The 19,164-nt window shown below is 64.2% G+C and carries 23 protein-coding genes; 7 read left to right on the top strand and 16 right to left on the bottom strand.

Going from position 1 to position 19,164, the window contains the following annotated elements; all coding sequences use genetic code 11:
* Nucleotides 1-50: 50 nt before the first annotated feature.
* Nucleotides 51-365, bottom strand: coding sequence for a co-chaperone GroES (locus tag EJ075_RS21750; RefSeq protein ID WP_126105690.1), 315 nt, complete (start codon nucleotides 363-365; stop codon nucleotides 51-53).
* 355 nt (nucleotides 366-720) lie between these two features.
* On the opposite strand from EJ075_RS21750, the gene EJ075_RS21745 reads away from it, so the two are divergent.
* Entirely contained in the window at nucleotides 721-963 is a 243-nt protein-coding gene (locus EJ075_RS21745) for a protein usg (RefSeq protein ID WP_126105689.1), read from the top strand.
* Between the two features lie 193 nt (nucleotides 964-1,156).
* On the opposite strand, the gene EJ075_RS21740 is transcribed toward EJ075_RS21745, so the two are convergent.
* From EJ075_RS21740 to EJ075_RS21730, 3 genes are all read right to left on the bottom strand, one after another.
* A complete protein-coding gene (locus EJ075_RS21740) occupies nucleotides 1,157-1,834 on the bottom strand; it encodes an outer membrane protein (RefSeq protein WP_158302496.1) in 678 nt (225 codons plus the stop codon).
* 548 nt (nucleotides 1,835-2,382) lie between these two features.
* On the bottom strand, nucleotides 2,383-2,640 hold the full coding sequence (locus tag EJ075_RS21735) for a DUF982 domain-containing protein (protein WP_095482768.1): 258 nt from the start codon (nucleotides 2,638-2,640) through the stop codon (nucleotides 2,383-2,385).
* A gap of 155 nt (nucleotides 2,641-2,795) precedes the next feature.
* The gene (locus EJ075_RS21730) at nucleotides 2,796-3,008 is read right to left on the bottom strand and encodes a hypothetical protein (protein ID WP_095482860.1); all 213 of its coding nucleotides are present in this window, start codon (nucleotides 3,006-3,008) and stop codon (nucleotides 2,796-2,798) included.
* Nucleotides 3,009-3,246: 238 nt separating this feature from the next.
* Here EJ075_RS21730 and EJ075_RS21725 point away from each other — a divergent pair, with 238 nt between their 5' ends.
* Nucleotides 3,247-3,708 carry an Hsp20 family protein gene (locus tag EJ075_RS21725; RefSeq protein ID WP_095482769.1) on the top strand — a complete coding sequence of 154 codons (462 nt, stop codon included), beginning with the start codon at nucleotides 3,247-3,249 and terminating at the stop codon, nucleotides 3,706-3,708.
* Between the two features lie 55 nt (nucleotides 3,709-3,763).
* Complete coding sequence (locus EJ075_RS21720; protein WP_095482770.1) at nucleotides 3,764-4,300, top strand: Hsp20/alpha crystallin family protein; 537 nt, start codon at nucleotides 3,764-3,766, stop codon at nucleotides 4,298-4,300.
* 128 nt (nucleotides 4,301-4,428) lie between these two features.
* On the opposite strand, the gene EJ075_RS21715 is transcribed toward EJ075_RS21720, so the two are convergent.
* The 12 genes from EJ075_RS21715 to EJ075_RS21660 form a co-directional block, all read right to left on the bottom strand.
* Nucleotides 4,429-4,833, bottom strand: a complete 405-nt coding sequence (locus tag EJ075_RS21715; RefSeq protein WP_245457982.1) for a periplasmic heavy metal sensor — start codon at nucleotides 4,831-4,833, stop codon at nucleotides 4,429-4,431.
* Entirely contained in the window at nucleotides 4,830-5,294 is a 465-nt protein-coding gene (locus EJ075_RS21710; RefSeq protein ID WP_126105688.1) for a hypothetical protein, read from the bottom strand. Before EJ075_RS21710 ends, EJ075_RS21715 begins: the two co-directional genes overlap by 4 nt.
* Nucleotides 5,291-5,911: a sigma-70 family RNA polymerase sigma factor gene (locus EJ075_RS21705; protein ID WP_126107413.1), complete on the bottom strand. Its 621-nt coding sequence runs from the start codon at nucleotides 5,909-5,911 to the stop codon at nucleotides 5,291-5,293. Before EJ075_RS21705 ends, EJ075_RS21710 begins: the two co-directional genes overlap by 4 nt.
* 22 nt (nucleotides 5,912-5,933) lie before the next feature.
* Nucleotides 5,934-6,317 (bottom strand): hypothetical protein, encoded by a 384-nt coding sequence (locus tag EJ075_RS21700; protein WP_126105687.1) that lies wholly within the window; start codon nucleotides 6,315-6,317, stop codon nucleotides 5,934-5,936.
* Between the two features lie 67 nt (nucleotides 6,318-6,384).
* On the bottom strand, nucleotides 6,385-6,825 hold the full coding sequence (locus tag EJ075_RS21695) for an EF-hand domain-containing protein (RefSeq protein ID WP_126105686.1): 441 nt from the start codon (nucleotides 6,823-6,825) through the stop codon (nucleotides 6,385-6,387).
* Nucleotides 6,826-7,646: 821 nt separating this feature from the next.
* On the bottom strand, nucleotides 7,647-7,964 hold the full coding sequence (locus EJ075_RS21690; protein ID WP_095482771.1) for a hypothetical protein: 318 nt from the start codon (nucleotides 7,962-7,964) through the stop codon (nucleotides 7,647-7,649).
* A gap of 255 nt (nucleotides 7,965-8,219) precedes the next feature.
* A complete protein-coding gene (locus tag EJ075_RS21685; protein ID WP_126105685.1) occupies nucleotides 8,220-9,116 on the bottom strand; it encodes a ribokinase in 897 nt (298 codons plus the stop codon).
* Entirely contained in the window at nucleotides 9,113-9,988 is an 876-nt protein-coding gene (locus EJ075_RS21680) for a MurR/RpiR family transcriptional regulator (RefSeq protein WP_126105684.1), read from the bottom strand. The genes EJ075_RS21685 and EJ075_RS21680 overlap by 4 nt, the downstream gene beginning before the upstream one ends.
* The gene (locus tag EJ075_RS21675; protein WP_164547160.1) at nucleotides 9,985-10,962 is read right to left on the bottom strand and encodes an ABC transporter permease; all 978 of its coding nucleotides are present in this window, start codon (nucleotides 10,960-10,962) and stop codon (nucleotides 9,985-9,987) included. Before EJ075_RS21675 ends, EJ075_RS21680 begins: the two co-directional genes overlap by 4 nt.
* Nucleotides 10,963-10,978: 16 nt before the next feature.
* Nucleotides 10,979-12,505: a sugar ABC transporter ATP-binding protein gene (locus tag EJ075_RS21670; RefSeq protein ID WP_126105683.1), complete on the bottom strand. Its 1,527-nt coding sequence runs from the start codon at nucleotides 12,503-12,505 to the stop codon at nucleotides 10,979-10,981.
* A 70-nt stretch (nucleotides 12,506-12,575) separates the two neighbouring features.
* Nucleotides 12,576-13,634 carry a substrate-binding domain-containing protein gene (locus tag EJ075_RS21665; RefSeq protein WP_126105682.1) on the bottom strand — a complete coding sequence of 353 codons (1,059 nt, stop codon included), beginning with the start codon at nucleotides 13,632-13,634 and terminating at the stop codon, nucleotides 12,576-12,578.
* Nucleotides 13,635-13,678: 44 nt separating this feature from the next.
* Nucleotides 13,679-14,668: a sugar phosphate isomerase/epimerase family protein gene (locus EJ075_RS21660; RefSeq protein ID WP_126105681.1), complete on the bottom strand. Its 990-nt coding sequence runs from the start codon at nucleotides 14,666-14,668 to the stop codon at nucleotides 13,679-13,681.
* Nucleotides 14,669-14,965: 297 nt separating this feature from the next.
* Here EJ075_RS21660 and EJ075_RS21655 point away from each other — a divergent pair, with 297 nt between their 5' ends.
* From EJ075_RS21655 to EJ075_RS21640, 4 genes are read left to right on the top strand one after another with little or no spacing between them, the layout of a single operon-like run.
* A complete protein-coding gene (locus tag EJ075_RS21655; protein ID WP_095482777.1) occupies nucleotides 14,966-15,568 on the top strand; it encodes a CDP-alcohol phosphatidyltransferase family protein in 603 nt (200 codons plus the stop codon).
* A 30-nt stretch (nucleotides 15,569-15,598) separates the two neighbouring features.
* Nucleotides 15,599-17,389, top strand: a complete 1,791-nt coding sequence (locus tag EJ075_RS21650) for a bifunctional alpha/beta hydrolase/class I SAM-dependent methyltransferase (protein WP_126105680.1) — start codon at nucleotides 15,599-15,601, stop codon at nucleotides 17,387-17,389.
* Between the two features lie 8 nt (nucleotides 17,390-17,397).
* Nucleotides 17,398-18,732 (top strand): phosphatase PAP2/dual specificity phosphatase family protein, encoded by a 1,335-nt coding sequence (locus EJ075_RS21645; protein ID WP_126105679.1) that lies wholly within the window; start codon nucleotides 17,398-17,400, stop codon nucleotides 18,730-18,732.
* A complete protein-coding gene (locus tag EJ075_RS21640) occupies nucleotides 18,729-19,163 on the top strand; it encodes a hypothetical protein (RefSeq protein WP_126105678.1) in 435 nt (144 codons plus the stop codon). Before EJ075_RS21645 ends, EJ075_RS21640 begins: the two co-directional genes overlap by 4 nt.
* The last annotated feature ends 1 nt before the right edge of the window (nucleotide 19,164 follow it).

Raw genomic sequence — 19,164 nt, 5'->3', positions numbered from 1 at the left:
TCCTTCAAATAGGCAGCTTTTCGTTGACTGATTGCTTGTTGCGGCCCCGCTCAGGCGGCCTTCTTCACTTCGCCGGTCAATTCGATCACCCCCAACACGTCGCTCTCCTTCATGATGAGCAGGTCTTCGCCATTGAGCTTGATCTCGGTGCCGGACCACTTGCCGAACAGGATGCGATCGCCGACCTTGACGTCCAGCGGCTGCAACTGGCCGCTATCGTCACGCGCCCCGGGACCGGCGGCAATCACTTCGCCTTCCTGCGGCTTTTCCTTGGCGGTGTCGGGAATGATGATGCCGCCCGCGGTCTTCTCGTCGACCGCGATGCGGCGGACCAGGATACGGTCATGCAATGGACGGAACGCCATGTCGTTCTCCTCATAGGACAAACAGATTTTCTTGGACCTCCCTTCGCAGCCGGCCGGTACAACGGCCGATGCGACGGTGCGCGACCCTTGCTCAGGCATCGCGCATATCGAATTAGTCTGCCGATCCAGGCTTTCAAGAGGACGCCGAAAAAATTTTAGCACTCGCCATGGTCGAGTGCCAACACACTGTAATTGTGGCGCTATTCCAGAATTTGAACTGACGGATGCGGCTTGAAATCGCGGCGCAGCCTTTCCGACATCCTCGTCGGTCCCGGCACGCCTGCCGGCGGCCGCAACCGATGAGTAAGCGGAGGCGTTTTTCCATGCGGAGGACGGTAACGAGTTCTGGCTCCAGATGCAGGGTTTTGGCCCGATAACGGCAGAGATCCATTATCGTCTTCCCGACTATCAGGACCTGCTGCAGCTCTTAATCTGGCAGGAATACGACATCACGCCGGATTTCCCGACGCTGAAGCATTTCCTCGACTATTGGGAACGTGAGATCGAAGGCCCGCTGCATTCCGTGCGCGTCGCCCATCACCGTCTGATCCAGCCCTCCGAGTGGCGAGCGGTGGGCGGCGTCATCACCCTGCAATGACACAGCAAGAGGCGGCGCCTTCATGAAAGTCGCCGCTTTTGCAACACAGCGCGTCGACGCTGCCGGTGGCCTCGCACATCGTCCCACGTCGCGACCGACGCCTACGGGCCTGTAGAGCGGCCGGCGACAAGGTCAACCTGAGCCGTCCCTTGGCCAACTACTCGGACACCAAGATCATGAGCCGCTAGGGAGATCAGAACTTGTAGGCCGCTCCGATGCGGAAATCGTGTGTGTGGATATCGACGGAAAGGTCCTCGTCTACCGGTTGGGAAACGAAATCCTTCTTGTCGAATTCCGTGTAGCGGTACTCGCCACGCAGGAGCCAGTTGTCGGTCAGCGCATATTCGCCGCCCGCGCCCAAGGTCCACCCGACAAGGTTGTCGTCGGCAGAGCCGTAGGGAGCGCCCGCGGCGAATTCCTCGAAACCGAAGCGACCAAAGGCGACGCCGCCCGTCACATAGGGCAGGAAGCGGTCAATGGCATAACCCAGGCGCATCCGAACCGAGCCGGTCCAGTCGATCTCGGTCGTGCTCGAGAAAATGTCGTCGCCCGGCGCTACATCCGAACCTCCGACATCGCCCCAGGCGATGTCGGCTTCGGCACCCAACACGATACCGTTGGTGAATTGATAATTGTAGCCGACGTAGACCCCGCCGATGAACCCGTCGAGGTCATGGCGGTAGTTGTAGGCGGGGTTGATATAGATATAGTCGGCGCGGCCTTCGAAGACATAGCCGACCTGGCCGCCGACATAGAGCCCTGACCAGCTGTAGGCCGACTCGGCGACACGGACCTCCTCGACGACCGCGTCGGCAGCGAAAGCGGTCGACGCGAGGAACGATAGCGATAGACCGAGAAACAGCTTCTTCATTGGTGGCTTCCCCCTCATTGATGTGTGCTGTCGTTAACACAACCTGACGGCCGGCACTGTGGCATAAGCGCAACGGATAGTAGTATACGCCCAACAGAGGGGCGCGCATGAGTTCGATCGCAGGATACTTGGCACATGGAGCCGAAGAAAGGCTCTGAAGTGGCCGTGGAACGGCCGGAGATCAGCAACTGCGAGGGTGAAGAGAACGCACCCATCGCGACCATCCGTCGAGCCATCAATGAGTGAACCACCCATGGCGTGGGATCGAGCGATCTCGATCCTCGGCATCAACAGAACCCGCGACAACGATCTAGGCCCATGGTGAAAGCCCTGGGCCTTCTTCCTTGGAGCAACCCCCAAAAGGACTGTGACCCGGCGCAGCCGCCCGGACGTCCTCCTGCGCTGGAAGGAATGTTGCGCCGAATGCAAGCGAAGGAGAGACCTGAAATGACGTTCCCGAGCTACATAAACCGGCCGGGCAGAAGATCGTCGGAGCCCTGACGTTCAGGTAGTTGACTTCAGGTAGTTGACGTTCAGGTAGTTGACGTTCAGGTGGATTTACGTCCCGTGACAAGCAGTCCGGCCGTGCGAGCCGCCTTGACGAAGGCCGTGCGAGCCTCGCGGGCGGTGCGCCAACCGTCGAGCGCGTCGCGGCAGGCGCGATAGGCTGCGCGCCAGCTCCGGCCCCGCGCCCGGTCCGGCCACTGCTGCATGCATTCGATGGCTTCCCAACTGCTGGCGACCTTGCGCTCTCCGACGGATTGGAGCTTGAGTGTGATCGGCTCGGAAAACGGGACGTCCTTCATCACTTTCTCCTTCTTTCTGTTTTTAGAGCAAGTAGCATCCTCGAATAAGCAGGAAGGCGGCCCGATCGGCGCCGGTGAACGAGATGGTTCGTCTGCCTGCGCGCTTCAAGACCTCCCTGCCCAAACCCCTATCCCCTGCCCGACGCAACGGCCGGTTATAAGTCGTCGTCCGGCGGCTCGAGAAGCCCGATCAGCGTCGCCACCCTTGCCGACGGCAGAGGGCGGCCCTCGTTCACCAGCGCCTCATCGGCGCCGACCCAGGCAAAGGCCTCGCGCAACTCCTCGATCGTCGCGCCGGTCGAGGCGATGTCGGCGATGACGGCGTCGTCCACCGGGCCCAGCACCGATATGATGTCGTCGCGTTTCATGGTCATGATATCCTCCATGCGGCGTGCCGGCGCGACCCACAAATGAAGGTTGAAACCGGCATTGCCAGCCACAATCTGGCAACAAAAAATCTGGCAGCGGGACAGAATCTGGGTCTTGATTTCGGGCTGACAATAACCAAATCAAAATTGCCGGTTGCTGAATGGGGCCGGCAGAACCCAGGGAGCGCCAGCTCTTTGGCGTTTCCTCGTACTATATTGCTCTATGGAGGATGTAGCTATGAGAACCGCATCCGATTTTTCCCCGCTCTATCGGTCGAGCATCGGTTTCGACCGCATCTTCGACCTTCTGGAAAACGCGCCTCAGACTGACAGCTGGCCGCCTTATGACATCGAGCGAAGCGACGAAAACAGCTATCGCGTGACGATCGCGGTCGCCGGCTTTTCCGAAGACGATCTCGACATCAGCCACGAGCCCAACCTTCTGATCGTCTCTGGCGAGCGCAAGGAACAGGACAAGGTTGAATATCTGCATCGCGGCCTGCCGGTGCGACCGTTCACACGGCGCTTCGAGCTTGCCGATCACATGACGGTCACCGGCGCCTCGCTCAACAACGGCCTGCTGACGATCGACCTCGTGCGCGAAGTGCCCGAGGAGATGAAGCCGCGTCGCATCACGATCACTAGGGAAGACGGCGCGCCGAAGGCCGGGCAGGTTGAGAAGCCGAAGCAGGCCGCCTGAGCGAGGGTGAACTCTGGCGCCGCCTGGCACAACCAGTCGAGAAAGGAGAACACCAATGGCTATTCGTGATCTCATTCCCTGGGGCCGGGAGAATAGTCCGGTTCCCAGCTTCTATCGTGACGATGACCGGGATCCGTTCATGGCGTTGCATCGCGAGATGAACCGCATGATCGACGACGCATTCCGCGGTTTCGAAACGCGCATGCCCTCGTTCAGCGGATTTTCGTCGGCGCGCGCCAACTGGCCGAGCGTTGAGATCTCCGACGGCGAGAAGGAGGTCCGCGTGACCGCCGAAATCCCCGGCATGGACGAGAAGGACATCGAGGTGCTGCTCGACGACGGCGTGCTGACGCTGCGCGGCGAGAAGCGCTCCGAGACCGAGGACAAGGACAGGCACTTCTCCGAGCGGTTCTACGGCCGCTTCGAGCGCCGCATCCCGCTCGGCTACGAGGTCGAGGAGGACAAGGTGAATGCTGCCTTCCATAACGGCGTGCTCAGCGTGACGCTGCCCAAGACCCAGCGCGCGCAGACGAAGGCCAGGCGCATCGCCATCAGCGGCAGTGCCGTCAGTCCCGGCAAGAGCAAGCACTGACAACATCGGCAGCCGGACGCGCACGCGCCCGGCTGCGCTCAGTCGGTGCATACGCCACTCGACTCCCGCGCTTGCAATCCAGCCGTCCGCCGATGGGCGGATACATTGGAAGAACAAGCCCTACCGCATCAACTTCCTGCAGCAGGCTTTGCCTTGGCATTCTTCAGCGCGGTCAACAGGTAGTCCTGCATCGTTGCCTGAAGATTTGTCGTGGCGGTGCGCACTGCCGCCATCGCGTCCTTCACCGCCGCTTCGTCGAAGGGCGAAGCCTGCTGCGCCGTCGCCAGATTGGCCCGCGCCATGCGCAGCTCATGTAGTGCCGCCGAGGTGCGCGGACGGTTTGCGCGGCGGATGCTGCGGAACTCCTTCCTCACCTCGGGCGAGTAGGCGCCAGCGATCTCCGTGATCAGCCCACCCGCCACCGCTCCTTGCCGCATGCCATGGGCCGCATAGCCGAGCAGGAAGAAGTTGCCGGCAAGCGAAAGGCCGAGCAGCACCAGCGTCGCCGTCCATACCAGGGAACGCCTCGTCAAAGCGAATCCTCCCCTGCTGCCGGATCGGCGGCTATGCCAGACTCGCCATCGCCAGACAGGCCATTGTCAGACAGCCGCGCGCCGGAAGCCAGCGCCAGAAGCTCCGAATCCTGCAAGTCATCCTGCAGCCGCGCCAGCTGGTAGCCCGCCAGCGTCGCGGCCACCAGAAAGGCGGCGGCGCAAGCCACTAGCCCCGCCGGTGCAAGGAGGAACCCCGGCAGGAACGATAACCGCGCCTGGCCGGCATCGATACGCGCCAACACCTTGCGCGCCAGCGCCTGTTCGTCGCTGTCCATCAGCGCCGCTTCGAGCACGAGGCGATCGAGCTCCGGATCGTCTTGCGGCGATCGGTCCGTGTCACCCGCGACAAAGGCCAGTGCTTCCTGCCGGAAGGGAGCCGGCCAGACGTCGAAATCGTCGCCGAAGCGATGCTTGTTTCGTTCGAACTCGTCCCGTGTCATGAGGACTTCCTTTCGCGGCCGTCGGCCGCCATTGCCAAGTGGCCCCGCAGATGATCCCTCAAATGGTCCCTTAGCGCCCGCCGCCCGCGGACAAGCAATTGCTCGGCCGAGCCGGCGCTGCCGCCCATCACCTCTGCGATGGCCGCAATGTCGAGATCGCCGACAGCGCGCAGCAGCACGGCCATGCGCTGCCGCTCCGGCAGGCGCGACAGGCCGTCGCGGACGATCGCAAGCTCCTGCCGCGCGGCGGTCGTTGCTTCGGCATCCGGCTCTGGTGAGGCCACCTCGTCCCTGACATCGTCGAGCCCGATGAAAGTCCGCAGCGCCCGGCGCCGGCGCTGGTCGATGCAGCGATTGGCGGTGATCCTGTACAGCCAGGTCGAGGCACGCCCCCTGGCGGGATCGAACCGGGCGGCCTGTTTCCAGACGGTCACGAACACCTCCTGCACCACATCCTCGGCTTCGCCGGCATTGCCGAGATAGCGCGCCGCAAACACCTGCAAGCCGCGGCCATGGCGGGCGATGAGCTCAGACAGCGCGCCCTGGTTGCCCGCCGCCACCCGTGCCAACAGCTTGTCGTCCTCACGGGGCTCCTCATGCTGCACGGCGGCGGGCACCAACTGGCGAGGCTCCTGAACGTCAACGGCGCCAGCGCCGGAACCCGAACACCGTGTTGCCGTCCGGACCGGTGAAGCTGCCGGCCGAGCGGCCACGGAACGGCCCACGCGCCGACACCCGCTTGCCGGAGAAGGACTGCCCGTCCGGCCCGGTGCCAGAGTAGCTTCTGGCGCAGCGGTCAACAACGCCCGCCACGCATTTGGAGCTCGACGCGTAGGTGCCGCCATTGGGGCCGGTGCGCGTCGTCGAGCCGGTGTAGACGCCGCCCTCCCTGCTGACGCTGCGGCTGACCTCGCCGCCATGCGCCGTCGGCCGTTGCCATTCCTCGGCGGCGGCCGGCACGGCAGCTGCCGCGACAACCATCGCGGTAAGGCACAACAGGTGAATCTTCGCTGAAGAAAGCATTTCTTACTCCTTGATTCTCTTGGAAAAAGACTGTGGCTTAATTGAACAAGGAACGTGTCGGGATTGTTCAGCCGGCGCGATCGGCGAAGAGCTTGCGAACGGCAGCGATCTCGTCCGCCGACAGCGTGCCGTCGCCATTGCGGTCGGCGAGGTCGAACAGCGGCATGCGGTTGCGGAACTCGACCTCCGAGACCTTGCCGTCGCCATTCGTGTCCATGCGCCGCCAGCGGTTGCCGAGCCTAGCTTGCGCAGCGTCGGCGCGGTCGATGATGGCGTCGCGGGCGCCTTCGATCTCCTTCTCGCCGATGACGCCGTCGCCGTTGCGATCGAGCTTCGTGAACATGCGCTCGCGCGCCGCAAGCATCTCATCCCTGGAAATCGCGCCGTCGCCATTGGTGTCGAGCCGTTGCAGGATGCGCTTTCCCGGCGTGTCGTTTCCCTGGCCGTGCGCTGCGGAAAGCGGCACGAGCCCCATAAGCAGGGCCGCAATGAGTGCTGAACGTTGCATTGTGATGGTCCTTTCGCTGTCATTGGTCGCGCCGTCGTGGGTTTTGGCGGCGACTGCTGACCGATACGCAGGAAGGACCCTGCCCCTACGCTCGCCGGCGAAAAATTCTCGCCAAGCAGCCGGCCCGCGCCGACAGACGATCAAGCAATATCATGCGGGCAGTGATGGCGATCTAGTCAAGCAAACTCACTATTTGCAGGACCAGGACCAACAGCACAAAGCCAAGGACGGATGCAAAGATAGCGATCCAAAAAACGGAGCGTTGCTTTCTGCTCACGGCTTTCCCCCAACGCACATCCCCTGCCCACCATACGAACGTTTGTCTCATAAAGTTTGCTTGAGGCCGGCGGAGGGAGCAAACGTGACTGCTTCAGGCAAAAAGAATCTCCTGCCAGGGTGCTCGTTCGCGAGGGCGGTTACATCATTCATCCGGCCGATGCGGAACATTAGCAATTTCTAATAGTTGTATTTGAGCAGTGGAGCCTTCGGGCTCCCACTGCAGATCGGGCTGCAACCTGATCGGCCCGCGCTCTCCGCCAGAGGCGCGGGCTTTCATTTGTTCGGCCGATGCGCCAGACCACACGCTGGCCGCACATTGGAAGTCTGCGGGAGCATTAGTAGCAGAGGTCGCTACCGTGGCGTTCCTGGCGCCCAGGCAACGGAGCCCGTCGTCCGACAGGGCGGCGGGCTTTCGTTTCAATTGTCGAACTTTATCGGCTTGTCGGAGCTGAGCGAACAGCCTCGCCATCCGCTCGCATCCGATACGATGCAGAAACGCTAGCCCACATGAGCAATCCTGGCATGACGCTGCTGGAGCAAGTCTACAGAACAGGAGCCAATTCCAGCATCACGAAAGCGGTGACACCCAGCACGACAAGGGCATAGGCCGCATAAAGAACAAGCAGCAACACTTCAAAATCGCGGAACAAGGCTGTGGTAGCCTTGATCTGTTGCGGCTCTCTTTTCTCGATGAGGTCGGCTTCGGGGTGCCCCGCTCTGACGACGACATAGCCAATCCTGTCGTTCTCGGCTGCCTGCAATATCCGTTCCGCGATATCGAGAGCGATCACCGGATCATCGGCCAGCTGATTGCCCGCTATCCGGTATTCAGTAACAGTCTGGATTTCATGCTCTCTCATGCACGCTTAACCGCGTCATTTAAATTAGGTTCCACTAAAATACCGATGTCTGCGACCGAGCCGGTCGTCACAGAACCGGGCGTCAACAATCCTAGGCCGCGAACCCCTGCCCCGCGTCCTCCAATTAAATGGCTCCCCATGGGCTGTTACGCATCTGCCGCGTGCCCGACAAGGCACCGCAAAAGAGTTCCCCGGCGATGTCGAAGTCACCGGGGCCAGGCGGGAGGCGCGCGCCCCCTTCTCAGCGCCCTTGCTTCAGATCGCCTCGCGCTCCCGTTCCGGCGTAGCGACCAGCAAGGCCGCGGCGGCATTGGCGGCGGCGATGGCGGCCTCGACCTGATGCCCGCGGGCAAGGCCTGCCGCGAACGCGCCAACGAACTCGTCGCCGGCTCCATGGGTGCTGACGACCTCCACCGGGATGGCGGGCAGCGCGAACGCCTGACCGTCACGGTCGCAATAGGCAACGCCCTCCCCGCCGGCCGTGACGATCGCGGCCGGGCAGAAATCGATCAGCATGCGTGCCGCCTCGGCAGCACCCTCGAGCGCATCGACGACCGGAACGCCGGCCAGAAATTCCGCCTCGATGGCGTTGACGATCACGACATCAACCAACGCGACCAATTCGTCCGACAGTTTCCGGGCGGGTGCGGCATTGAGCACGACGCGGCCGCCATGCGCCTTCACCGCCCGCGCTGCGGCGATGTTGGCGGGTTCCGGGACCTCGTTCTGCAGCAGCAGCACCGCAGTTTGCGCAACCATTTCGGTCGCGGCCGCGATGTCCTTCTCCCCCAAGGTGAGATTACTGCCTGAGACGATCACCGCGCCATAGTCGCCGCCGTCGTCGAAGATCGCCACGCTCATGCCCGAGCCGGCGCCAGGCGCGACCCGCACGAAGCGGCTGTCGACGCGGCAGCGGCCGAGATTGTCGAGAAGCGCGCGGCCGAAATCGTCATCGCCAACTGCGCCAATCATCGCTGCGCGCGCGCCGGCCCGCACCACTGAGACTGCCTGGTTGCCGCCCTTGCCGCCGCATTTCGGCCGCCAGGCATGGCCGGTCACGGTTTCGCCCTTGCGCGGGCGGTCAGGGGCTTCGACCATGATGTCGTAATGCAGGCTGCCGAACACGGTCACCAGCGGTCTCGGCGGCGTCATGTTCCCCTGTCCCGCCGCTTCGACGTCACCGCCGACATGGTACGCCCGAGATTGCGCTCCGCCGCCTGGTAATCGCGCTGGGCCACCGCCACGAACAGCGCGTCGAGAATGTTGAGCTGTGCGATGCGCGCCGCCGCGTTCTCGCCCATTAGCGGCGAGCCTTGCGCGGTCGAGCACAGCACGATGTCGGCGACATCAGCCAGCGGCGAGTTGTCGTAGTTGGTGATCGCCAGCGTCCGCGCGCCGCTCTTGCGGGCGAGCTGGATGGCATCGATGACAGCGCTGGTGTTGCCGGAATGCGAGAAGCCGACGGCGATGTCGTCGGCGCCGAGCAGCGAGGCCGACATCAGCATCATGTGCGAATCGTCGTAGACGGACGCGCGGATGCCGATGCGCAGGAATTTATGCGAGACGTCGCGCGCGATCTGCGCCGAGCCGCCGACGCCGTAGAAATCCCGGTTCTTGGCGCGATAGAGAAGATCGGCGGCGCGGTCGAAATCGTCCATGTCGAGGATGGCCAGCGTCTCCTCCAGTGCCTGGATGGAGGTGCGGAACACTTTTTGGACGATCTCGGCCGAGCTGTCGTCGACCGACAGCTCCTGGTGCATTTCGGCGGTCGGCAGACGACTGTATTCGTAGACGGCGGTGCGGAAGTCGCGATAGCCGGAAAAGCCCAGCTTCTTGGCGATCTTGACGACCATCGCCTCCGACACGCCGGCTTCTTCGGCGATCTGCTTGAGCGGAATGGTCTCGTCGAAGCCGCGCCTCCCGAAGACGGTTTCCACCACCTTGGCCTCGAGCGGCGTCAGATGCGGCATCATCATGCGGATCCGCGGTCCTACTGCTTTCAGATCCAGGCTGGTCAAGGTCATCCACGTCCCCTCGTCACGCGATCGATAAGCATCGCGGCGAGGATTATAAGGCCAGTTGCCAGCAGCTGATAGAAGGACTGGACATTCATCAATGTCAGGCCGTTGCGCATGGTGCCGAGGATGACGGCGCCCAGGATGGTGCCGACCACGCTGCCCTTGCCGCCCATCAGCGAGGCGCCGCCGATGGCCGCCGCGGCAATCGCATCGAGCTCCCAGAGGTTGCCAAGAATGGGCTCGGCAGCACCCAGCCGGCCGATCAGGATCTGCGCAGCAAGGGCGGCAAGCAGGCCCGAGATCATATACGCGGCGATCTTGGTGCGGGCGATCGGCACGCCGGCTATGTAGGCGGCCTCCTCATTGCCGCCGACGGCGAGCAGATATTCGCCGAACGGCGTCTTCTTGAGGATGATCCAGGCGATCAGCGCGACCACGGCCACGATGATGACCGCCAATGGCAGCCCGAACAGCGAGCCGTTGAAGATGGCGCGGAAGCCGGCAGGCAGGCCGAGCACCGGATTGCCGCCGGTATAGATCAGCGCCAGCGCCCGGTAGGTGCTCAGCGTTCCCAGCGTGACGATGAAAGGCTGCAGCCCGACATAAGCGACCAGCACGCCGTTGAGCAGGCCGCAGACGAGGCCGATGGCGAAACCGGCGGCGATGGCCAGCGGAAACGGCACGCCGGCGACCAGCATCGAGGCAGAGATGACGGCCGAAAGGGCTGCCGTCGGCCCGACGGACAGATCGATGCCGCCCGAGATGATCACCAGCGTCATGCCCAGCGCCAGGCAGGCGTTGATGCTCGATTGCTGCAGGATGTTGATCAGGTTGCGCTCGGCAAAGAAGCCCGGGACCAGCGCACCGAAGACGGCGACGATCACCACCAGGCCGATCAGCGTGCCGGCGTCGCGCACGGAAAACCGGTGCAGGAAATCCGCCCGTGGGCGCGCTGCTGTGTGTTCGGTTATATCAGTCATCCGCTGGTCCTGTCCGTTATGCACCGGCCCAATGGCCTTGCGCCGTGCCGGCCTGAATCTCCGATTGGGGTATGGCGTGCGCCGCGATCGCCTGTTCGCTAAGGCTTGCGCGGTCCAGTTCGGCAGCGACCGTGCCCTCGCGCATGACCAGCACGCGGTCGGCGAGCCGGATCACCTCGGGAAGCTCGGACGACACGACGATTACCGAATGGCCTTCGGCGGCGAGCTCCTCGATCAAGTGGTAGATCTCCGCCTTGGCACCGACATCGATGCCGCGCGTCGGCTCGTCGAACAAAAGGATGCGCGTTCCCGCCGCCAGCCAGCGGCCGATGATCGCCTTCTGCTGGTTACCGCCACTGAACAGCCGGATCGGCCGGTCGAGCAGGAACGGCCTGAGATTGACCCGCTTCATCTTCTCGGCCGCGACCCGTTTCAGCCTGGTGTGATCGATGACGCCGCGCGGCGCGAACACGCCCATCGATGCCAGCGCCATATTGCTGGAGATCGAGCGCAGCGGCACGATGCCTTCGCGTTTGCGCTCCTCCGGCACCAGGCCGATACCGGCGGCGATGGCATCGCGCGGACTGGAAAGTTTTACGGCCTTGCCGTCGATCTCGACCGCGCCTGATGAGGCGCGGTCGGCGCCGGCCAGCAGCCGCAGCAGTTCGGTGCGGCCCGAGCCGACCAGGCCGGCAATGCCCAGCACCTCGCCGCGATGCAGGTCGAACGAGACGTCATGGACCTTGGTCGGCGAGGCGAGGCCACGAACGCGCAGCCTGACCTCGCTGGAGGTGTGCGACCGGTGCTGTTCCTGGGCAAGCTCGCGGCCGACCATCATTGAAACGACGGCCTTTTCCGACACCTGCGCAAGATCGACGGACCCGACCACGACGCCGTCGCGCATGATGGTGGCGCGCTGGCAGATGCCGAACACCTCGTCCAATTTGTGCGAGACATAGACGACCGCGACACCGTCGCGGGCCAGGCCGGCAATGACTTCGGCCAGGCGCTCGAATTCTTTCGGCGTCAGGCTCGATGTCGGCTCGTCCATCGCCACGATGCGCGCACGATCGAGCAGCGCCCGGGCGATCTCGACGATCTGCCGCTGCGCGACCTTCAGGCTGCCGAGCGGCGCTGCCGGATCGATCGTTGGGTCGATGGCCGCAAGGGCTTCCGCAGCGCGGCGTTCCTGCTCGCGCCGTGCGACGAAGATGCCGCCGCGCGTCAGCGGATGGCCGAGGAACATGTTCTGGGCGACGCTGAGGTGCGGCACCTGCTGCAATTCCTGATGGATCATGGCGACGCCCGCGGCGCGTGCGGCGACCGGATTGTTCAGCGTCACCGGCTTGCCGTCGATCAGCACGCTTCCCGCCGTCGGCCTGTAGACACCCGACAAGATGCGCAGCAGCGTCGACTTGCCGGCGCCGTTTTCACCGAGCAGGCCATGGATTTCGCCGCCGCCGACCGAAAAGGACACACCGCTCAGCGCCCGCACGGCCGGAAACGTCTTGGAAATGCCCTCGAATTGCAGCCGGGGTGACATGGGTTCTATTCTCCGGGCAAGGGTGCCAGCCGTGAGCGAGATGCTCTTGCCGGCACCTGCCCTTGTGCCCTTAGTTGCCCGCTGCCGCGTCCTCGAGCAGCGCCTTGCGCACGGCGTCGCCGGCGCCGGAGTAACGGTCGGCATTGTCCTTGGTGATCAGCGCTTGCGGCGTGGCGACGACGCGCGGCAGCTTTTGCCCGGCCACCAGTCGCAGCGCCGATTCCAGCGCCACCTCGCCAGTCAGAACCGGGAAGCTGTCGACGGTGCCGGTCAGCTCGCCGGCGCGGATCGAGGCGTAGGCGTCGGAGATGCCGTCGGTGCCGAAGACGGCGACCTTGTCTTGCAGGCTGGCGGCCTTGACCGCCTCGACGATGCCCAGTGCCATACCGTCATTGTTGGCATAGAAGCCGATCAGGTCGGGATGCTGCTGCAGGATGTTGGTGGCCGCGTCGTAGGAGGTCTGGCGATCCCAGTTGCCGGGGACGCTGGCAACGACCTGGAACTTGCCGGCCTCGGTGATCGTGGTTTTGAAGCCGTCGGTGCGCTGGACGGCCGCATAGACGCCGGCCTGGCCTTCCACGATGGCGACCTTGCCGCCGTCCGGCCGGTTCTTGATGAACCATTTGGCGACGCGCACGCCATTGTCGCGCTGGACATTGCCGACATAGTGCTCGGCCTGCGGGATGACCGCGTCATTGACGTTGACCACTGGCACGTTGGCGGCCTTGGCCTGTTCCATGATCGGCTGCAGATTGGAGTCGGTCTGCGGCGAGACGAGCAGCACGTTGTAGCCCTGTGTGACCAGGCCTTCGGCGATGGTGAGCTGGCCGAGCTGGTCGCCCTCGCTCTGCGCCGCCTGGTAGACGACCGGAACAGCGACGCGGTCGCCGAACGACTTGTAGCCCTCACCCAGCGAGCGCCAGTATTCGTTGGTCAGCGTCTTGGAGACGGCGCCGGCCTTGGTGCCGTCGGGCAGCTTGGGGAACGCACCGAACTTGGCCTCGAGCTGCGACCAGTCGATGCGATCCTTCTCGGTGTCGGAATTGAGCGGCGCGAGGTCCGCGGAAAAAGCCGAGCCGATGGACAGCGCCACCAGTGCAGCGGTGGCGGTGGCAAGCAGAAATTTCATGGTCTTTCCTCCCTTGTTGAAAAACGGTCTATGCCGCCGGAGCCTCAGCTGTCCGGTCCGAGCATGGCTTCCTGGATGATGGCCTGCGACGCGACCGCGTCCTGACGGTCGACGGCGGTGGACAGGCGGTTGTCCTTTTCCAGCCGATCGACGACGCGCAGCATGCGCTTGACGGTGGTGATGTTGACTTCGCATTCGTGGACCGGATCGAGCCCGGTCATGTCGGGGAACGTGTCGAAGTAGATGGCGCCGGCATAGCCGTCGCGGCGGATCTGCCTGAGCAGCTCGATCGTCTGCAGCGTGTGCACCGCGCCGACCATCAGGCCGTCGTCGCGCTTGGCGTAGCCATCGTTGAGATGCACCCCGAGCAGCTTGCTATGGCGCGCCACGAGTGCTGCGGCAAAGGCCGGCTGCTCGTCAGCATAGAGCACATGAGCGAAATCGAGCGTCACGCCGAGATTGGGCAGGCCGATCTCGCGGATCGCCAGCAATGTCGTCGCCGCGTCGGGCATCAGGCTGTAGGAGCGCGGCTCGTTGGGCTTGTATTCGAGGCTGATCTGGCAATCGGGATCATGCGCCGCAACTTCACGGATTCCATCGATTTCGTGTTGCCACAGCGTCGTGTAATCGGCCTGGAAAGCATAATCGAAGCCATCCTGCCCTAGCCACAGCGTCATCAGACTGGCGCCCGCTTCGCGCGCTGCGTCAATGCCGGCCTTGGTCAGGTCGATGGCTTCGCGGCGAACCGCGGGATCAGGATTGGTGAAGGCACCGAGCTTGAAGGCCGGGTTGGAATAATAACGCATGGCGAAACCATTGATCGAAAGCCCGAGATCGCCGAGCTTTCGCGCCACTTCTGCAGGTTTTTCGCCGACATGGTCGGGAAAATTCAAGTCGAGGTCGGTCAGCCCCGCAACCTTCGCCGCACGCGCCGCCATCTGCAGCATGGACGGCTTGCCGACAAGATCCGGCCATTCGGCCTGTGGCCGCGAGGCAAAGGAATTCAGGCGCGTGGCGAAACGATTGGTTATCATGGATGACCCTTCGATTGACATAACTTCACATATTTTAGGATATTTGTAAAGTTATATTCGAGAAATGAGCCATCCGCTGCGACCAAGCGGCGGACGCTGTTTCGATCCGGCATGATAGCGGCCGCAGACGAGCTCGGCCTCGAAGTGGTTGCCGCGCCGGAACCTTAGGGCTTAGCTCTCAAATGATCTGTCCGGCGCTACCAATCGTAACCATGTACAACCGCTCGCAGCCCTTGCGTCTTGGGCGCCAATTGATCATCGTCGTTGGCACTATGTTGTGGCCGGGGGGTTCCGCACATGCCGACGCTCTATGCGCTGAAACCGGCCTTCCAGGCCAAGCTGCGGCCGATCGCCGACCGGCTGGCCGTGGCCGGCGTCACCGCCAACCAGATCACGCTGCTGGCCGCCGCCCTGTCGGTCGCCACCGGCATTCTGGTCGCGGCCCTTGCCGGCCATCGCGCGGTCTTCCTGCTGATGCCGGTTGTGCTGTTCGCGCGCATGGCGTTGAACGCCATCGACGGCATGCTGGCGCGTGAGCATGGTCAGGCCTCGAAGCTTGGCATGTACCTCAACGAGCTCTGCGACGTCGTTTCGGACCTCGCGCTGATCCTGGCCTTTGCCGTCATCTTCCCAGCCTGGGGCGTCGTCGCTTTCGCCATCGCGGCGATCGTCGTGGAGTTCACCGGCGTGCTCGGCATAGCGGCGGGAACGGGGCGCAACTATGCCGGGCCGTTCGGCAAGAGCGACCGAGCGCTGGCGCTCGGCATCATCGCCTTCCTCATCGCCTGTGGCCTGTGGATCGCGGCGATCGCGCCGTTTGTGTTTCCGGCAATGGCTACACTCTCGCTGGTGACCGCCATCAACCGGATACGCAGCGGCCTTAACGGGAGCGACGATTGAAATTCCGGTCGCGTCCGCCAGGGGGAAAACATGCTTCACGAACAGACGATTGCCGCCGCCGCGGCTTTGGCAAGCCTCAAGCGGGTCGCGCAGGAGCGCGTCTTCGGGAGCCATGACGGCACCGAGATCTTCTACCGCTACTGGCCGGCTGTCGGGCAACCCGCCAAGGGCGCGGTTCTGCTGTTTCACCGCGGCCACGAGCATGGCGGCCGCATGGCGCATCTGGTCGACGAACTCGACATGCCCGACCATGCCTTCTACGCCTGGGACGCGCGCGGCAATGGCCGCTCGGCCGGCGAGCGCGGCTACGCGCCGTCCTTTGCCGCGTTGGTGCGCGACATCGATTGTTTCGTGCGTGAGATCGGCAGCGACGGTTTTGGCCAGCGTGACATCGCGCTGATCGCGCAATCCTTCGGCGCCGTGCTCGCCGCCGCCTGGGTGCATGATTATGCGCCGCAGATTCGCGCTTTGGTGCTGGCCTCGCCGGCCTTTTCGGTCAAGCTCTACGTGCCTTTCGCCAAGCAAGGCATCGCGCTGTGGCAAAAGATCAAGGGGCGCTTCTTCGTCAATTCCTACGTCAAGGCCAAGTTCCTGACGCATGATGCCGAGCGCATTGCCTCCTTCGAGGCCGATCAGCTGATCACGCGGCCGATCGCTTCCAACATCCTGGTCGAGCTCTACGACCATGCTGCGCGCGTCGTCTCGGATGCCCGCGCCATCACTGTGCCGACGCAATTGCTGATCTCGGGCAGCGACTGGGTGGTGCGGCACGCGCCGCAGCACGAATTCTTCGTCAATCTTGCCAGCCCGGCGAAGGAACGGCATGTGCTGCCCGGCTTCTTCCACGACACGCTGGGCGAACGCGACCGCAGCCAAGCGCTCGACCTGATCAAGCCGTTCCTCGAAAGACAGTTCGCGACGCCAGCGAAGTCGGTCGACCTGGCCACGGCCGACCGCGCCGGCTACACGCGCGACGAAGCCGACCGGCTCGCCTCGCCGCTGCCGCTGCTGTCGCCCAAGGGCCTCTATTGGGCAATGAGCCGTGCCTCGATCCGCATGGGCGCCTGGCTGTCATCAGGCCTGCAGACAGGCATTGCCACCGGCTTCGATTCCGGTTCGACGCTCGACTATGTCTACGAGAACGAGGCGCGGGGCAGCAGCCCGCTCGGCCGCATGATCGACCGCACCTTTCTCGACGCCATCGGCTGGCGCGGCATCCGGCAGCGCAAGCTCAATCTGGAAGAGCTGATCGGCAGCGCCACCGAGACGCTGCAGGCCGCGGGCCGCCCGGTCCATATCGTCGATATCGCCGCCGGCCACGGCCGCTACGTGCTCGACGCCGTCGCCAAATGCGCTGTGCCGCCGGCCAGCGTGCGGCTACAGGATTTCTCCGACCTCAACGTTTCGCGCGGCTGCAAGCTGATCGCCGAGCGGCACCTGCCGACCAGCGTCTCGTTTCATCAGGCCGACGCCTTCGACCCCAAAATGCTTGCCGGGCTGAAGCCAGCACCGGACCTCGCCATCGTCTCCGGACTCTACGAGTTGTTTTCCGACAACGCCATGATCGCCCGCTCGCTGGACGGGCTGGCCAAGGCGATGCAGCCCGGCAGCCTGCTTGTCTACACCAATCAGCCCTGGCATCCGCAGCTCGAAATGATCGCGCGCAGCCTCACTTCGCATCGCGGCGGCCGGGCCTGGGTGATGCGGCGGCGCACGCAAGGCGAGATGGACCAGTTGGTGACGGCCGCCGGCTTCGAAAAACTCGACCAGCGCATCGACCAGTGGGGCATCTTTACCGTTTCCGTCGCGCGGCGCGTCTGAGCATGGTCATGCCTATCCTTGGCGCTGACCCTGCCCTTTCTGCTCCTGCGCGCGAGCCGTACGCCGGGATCGTGCTGCGGGCGGCATTGTGGCTGGCGTTTCTGGCGCCGTTCTTCTACGCCACCTACGGTTTCGCCAACTGGCTGGCGTCGCAGCGCAACGATGTCGGCAGCATCGTCTTCGCCTGGGAGCGCGCCGTCCCGTTCATCGCCTGGACGATCGTGCCCTACTGGTCGATCAACCTGTTCTACGGCCTGTCGCTGCTGTTGAACGATACCAAGAGCGGCGTCGACCGTCTCGCCGGCCGCTATCTCACCGCCCAGATCTTCGCCGTCGCCTGCTTCATCGTCTTCCCGCTGACCGCGACCTTCATGCGGCCGCAAACATCCGGCCTGCCGGGCTTCATGTTCGCGGTGCTCGGCGGCTTCGACAAGCCGTTCAACCAGGCGCCGTCGCTGCACATCGCGCTGCTGGTCATCATCTGGGATCACTGGCATTATCGGCTCAAAGGCACGACCAGCATCGTCTGGCATGCCTGGTGTCTGCTGATCGGCGCCTCGGTGCTGACGACATGGCAGCACCATGTCATCGATATCCCGACAGGCGCGCTGCTTGGCTTTTTCGCCCTGTGGCTGTTCCCGCGCGAGGGCGAATTGCCGTTCGCCGGCTTCCACCTGGCCGCCGATGCCAAGGCCAGGCGGTTGGCTCGGTTCTATGCGCTTGGCGCAGCGCTTGCGCTGGCCGGCGCCGTTGCCGGCGCCTTCGTCTCGGCGCTGTGGCTCATCCTTTTGTGGCCCGCGCTGGCGCTGGCCATCGTCGCCTTCGCCTATGTCGGGGCCGGCGCCAAGGTGTTTCAGAAAGCGGCCAATGGCCGCGTCTCGCTGGCCAGCCGTATTTTGCTGCTGCCCTACCGGCTTGGCGCCAGGATCAATGTATTGATATGGACGCGCAAGCTGCCGGCGCAGATAGCGGTCGCCGACGGCGTCTACCTCGGCCGCTTTCCGACAGCTGCCGAGGCCGATACTTTCGGCGCGGTGATCGACCTTGCCGGCGAGCTGGAAAGGCCGCGCGGCGTCACCTGCCGTTGGACAGGTATCGCCATGCTCGATCTTTTGCCGCCGTCGCCGGAGGCGCGAGCGCAAGCGGTGGCGGCGATCGAAGCGGCTCGCAGCCACGGCACCGTGTTGGTCTGCTGCGCGCTCGGCTTCCAGCGCAGCGCCGGCGTCGTCGCCGAATGGCTGGTTGCCACCGGCCGCTCGCCAACGGCGGCGCAGGCGCACAAGCGGCTCGCGGCATCGGGCCGGCCGGTGCATCTTCGGCTCGCGGCGGACGAGCCGGCATGAAAAGCGACGCCTATCAGGACAGGGCCGAGGCGTTCGCAGCCGGGCTGATGGTGCAGGCGGCGTGGCCGCTTCTGCTGCTGGCGGCCGCCTTGATGGCCGCGCCGATCATTGGCGCGGTGGCCGGGCCGCAGGCAACGCCCATATCGGCCGCGGCCTGGCTGATCGCGGCAGCGAGCGCGGCGGCCACCCTCGCCTACTCTGCTTTGCTTGTCTTCGACGCGCTGCTGTTCCGGCTGATGGCCAGCCACGCCAGCGAGGCCGCGGCCGGAGCCGCGGTCGACGAGGTGCTGGCGCGCATGCGGCTGAAACCTCCCTCTGCCGGCGGCCGCTCGCTCGACCGGCGCATGGCGGGCACGCACCGCCTGCTGGCCAGGCAGCGCATCGCGATCGGCCTGTTCGGGGCGACGTCCCTCGTCGCGGCCTTTGTCTGAG

The organism is Mesorhizobium sp. M6A.T.Cr.TU.016.01.1.1 (genome assembly GCF_003952585.1).
GTDB classification, from domain to species: Bacteria; Pseudomonadota; Alphaproteobacteria; order Rhizobiales; family Rhizobiaceae; genus Mesorhizobium; species Mesorhizobium mediterraneum.
Note: the sequence above shows the minus strand (reverse complement) of the source record. Positions and strands in the feature narration are given on the sequence as shown.

What these genes read in the sequence shown, in the direction of transcription:
- EJ075_RS21750 (WP_126105690.1), bottom strand. Translation starts at nt 365, where the DNA reads ATGGCGTTCCGTCCATTGCATGACCGTATCCTGGTCCGCCGCATCGCG.
- EJ075_RS21745 (WP_126105689.1), top strand. Translation starts at nt 721, where the DNA reads ATGCAGGGTTTTGGCCCGATAACGGCAGAGATCCATTATCGTCTTCCC.
- EJ075_RS21740 (WP_158302496.1), bottom strand. Translation starts at nt 1,834, where the DNA reads ATGAAGAAGCTGTTTCTCGGTCTATCGCTATCGTTCCTCGCGTCGACC.
- EJ075_RS21735 (WP_095482768.1), bottom strand. Translation starts at nt 2,640, where the DNA reads ATGAAGGACGTCCCGTTTTCCGAGCCGATCACACTCAAGCTCCAATCC.
- EJ075_RS21730 (WP_095482860.1), bottom strand. Translation starts at nt 3,008, where the DNA reads ATGAAACGCGACGACATCATATCGGTGCTGGGCCCGGTGGACGACGCC.
- EJ075_RS21725 (WP_095482769.1), top strand. Translation starts at nt 3,247, where the DNA reads ATGAGAACCGCATCCGATTTTTCCCCGCTCTATCGGTCGAGCATCGGT.
- EJ075_RS21720 (WP_095482770.1), top strand. Translation starts at nt 3,764, where the DNA reads ATGGCTATTCGTGATCTCATTCCCTGGGGCCGGGAGAATAGTCCGGTT.
- EJ075_RS21710 (WP_126105688.1), bottom strand. Translation starts at nt 5,294, where the DNA reads ATGACACGGGACGAGTTCGAACGAAACAAGCATCGCTTCGGCGACGAT.
- EJ075_RS21700 (WP_126105687.1), bottom strand. Translation starts at nt 6,317, where the DNA reads ATGCTTTCTTCAGCGAAGATTCACCTGTTGTGCCTTACCGCGATGGTT.
- EJ075_RS21695 (WP_126105686.1), bottom strand. Translation starts at nt 6,825, where the DNA reads ATGCAACGTTCAGCACTCATTGCGGCCCTGCTTATGGGGCTCGTGCCG.
- EJ075_RS21690 (WP_095482771.1), bottom strand. Translation starts at nt 7,964, where the DNA reads ATGAGAGAGCATGAAATCCAGACTGTTACTGAATACCGGATAGCGGGC.
- EJ075_RS21685 (WP_126105685.1), bottom strand. Translation starts at nt 9,116, where the DNA reads ATGACGCCGCCGAGACCGCTGGTGACCGTGTTCGGCAGCCTGCATTAC.
- EJ075_RS21680 (WP_126105684.1), bottom strand. Translation starts at nt 9,988, where the DNA reads ATGACCTTGACCAGCCTGGATCTGAAAGCAGTAGGACCGCGGATCCGC.
- EJ075_RS21675 (WP_164547160.1), bottom strand. Translation starts at nt 10,962, where the DNA reads ATGACTGATATAACCGAACACACAGCAGCGCGCCCACGGGCGGATTTC.
- EJ075_RS21670 (WP_126105683.1), bottom strand. Translation starts at nt 12,505, where the DNA reads ATGTCACCCCGGCTGCAATTCGAGGGCATTTCCAAGACGTTTCCGGCC.
- EJ075_RS21665 (WP_126105682.1), bottom strand. Translation starts at nt 13,634, where the DNA reads ATGAAATTTCTGCTTGCCACCGCCACCGCTGCACTGGTGGCGCTGTCC.
- EJ075_RS21660 (WP_126105681.1), bottom strand. Translation starts at nt 14,668, where the DNA reads ATGATAACCAATCGTTTCGCCACGCGCCTGAATTCCTTTGCCTCGCGG.
- EJ075_RS21655 (WP_095482777.1), top strand. Translation starts at nt 14,966, where the DNA reads ATGCCGACGCTCTATGCGCTGAAACCGGCCTTCCAGGCCAAGCTGCGG.
- EJ075_RS21650 (WP_126105680.1), top strand. Translation starts at nt 15,599, where the DNA reads ATGCTTCACGAACAGACGATTGCCGCCGCCGCGGCTTTGGCAAGCCTC.
- EJ075_RS21645 (WP_126105679.1), top strand. Translation starts at nt 17,398, where the DNA reads ATGCCTATCCTTGGCGCTGACCCTGCCCTTTCTGCTCCTGCGCGCGAG.
- EJ075_RS21640 (WP_126105678.1), top strand. Translation starts at nt 18,729, where the DNA reads ATGAAAAGCGACGCCTATCAGGACAGGGCCGAGGCGTTCGCAGCCGGG.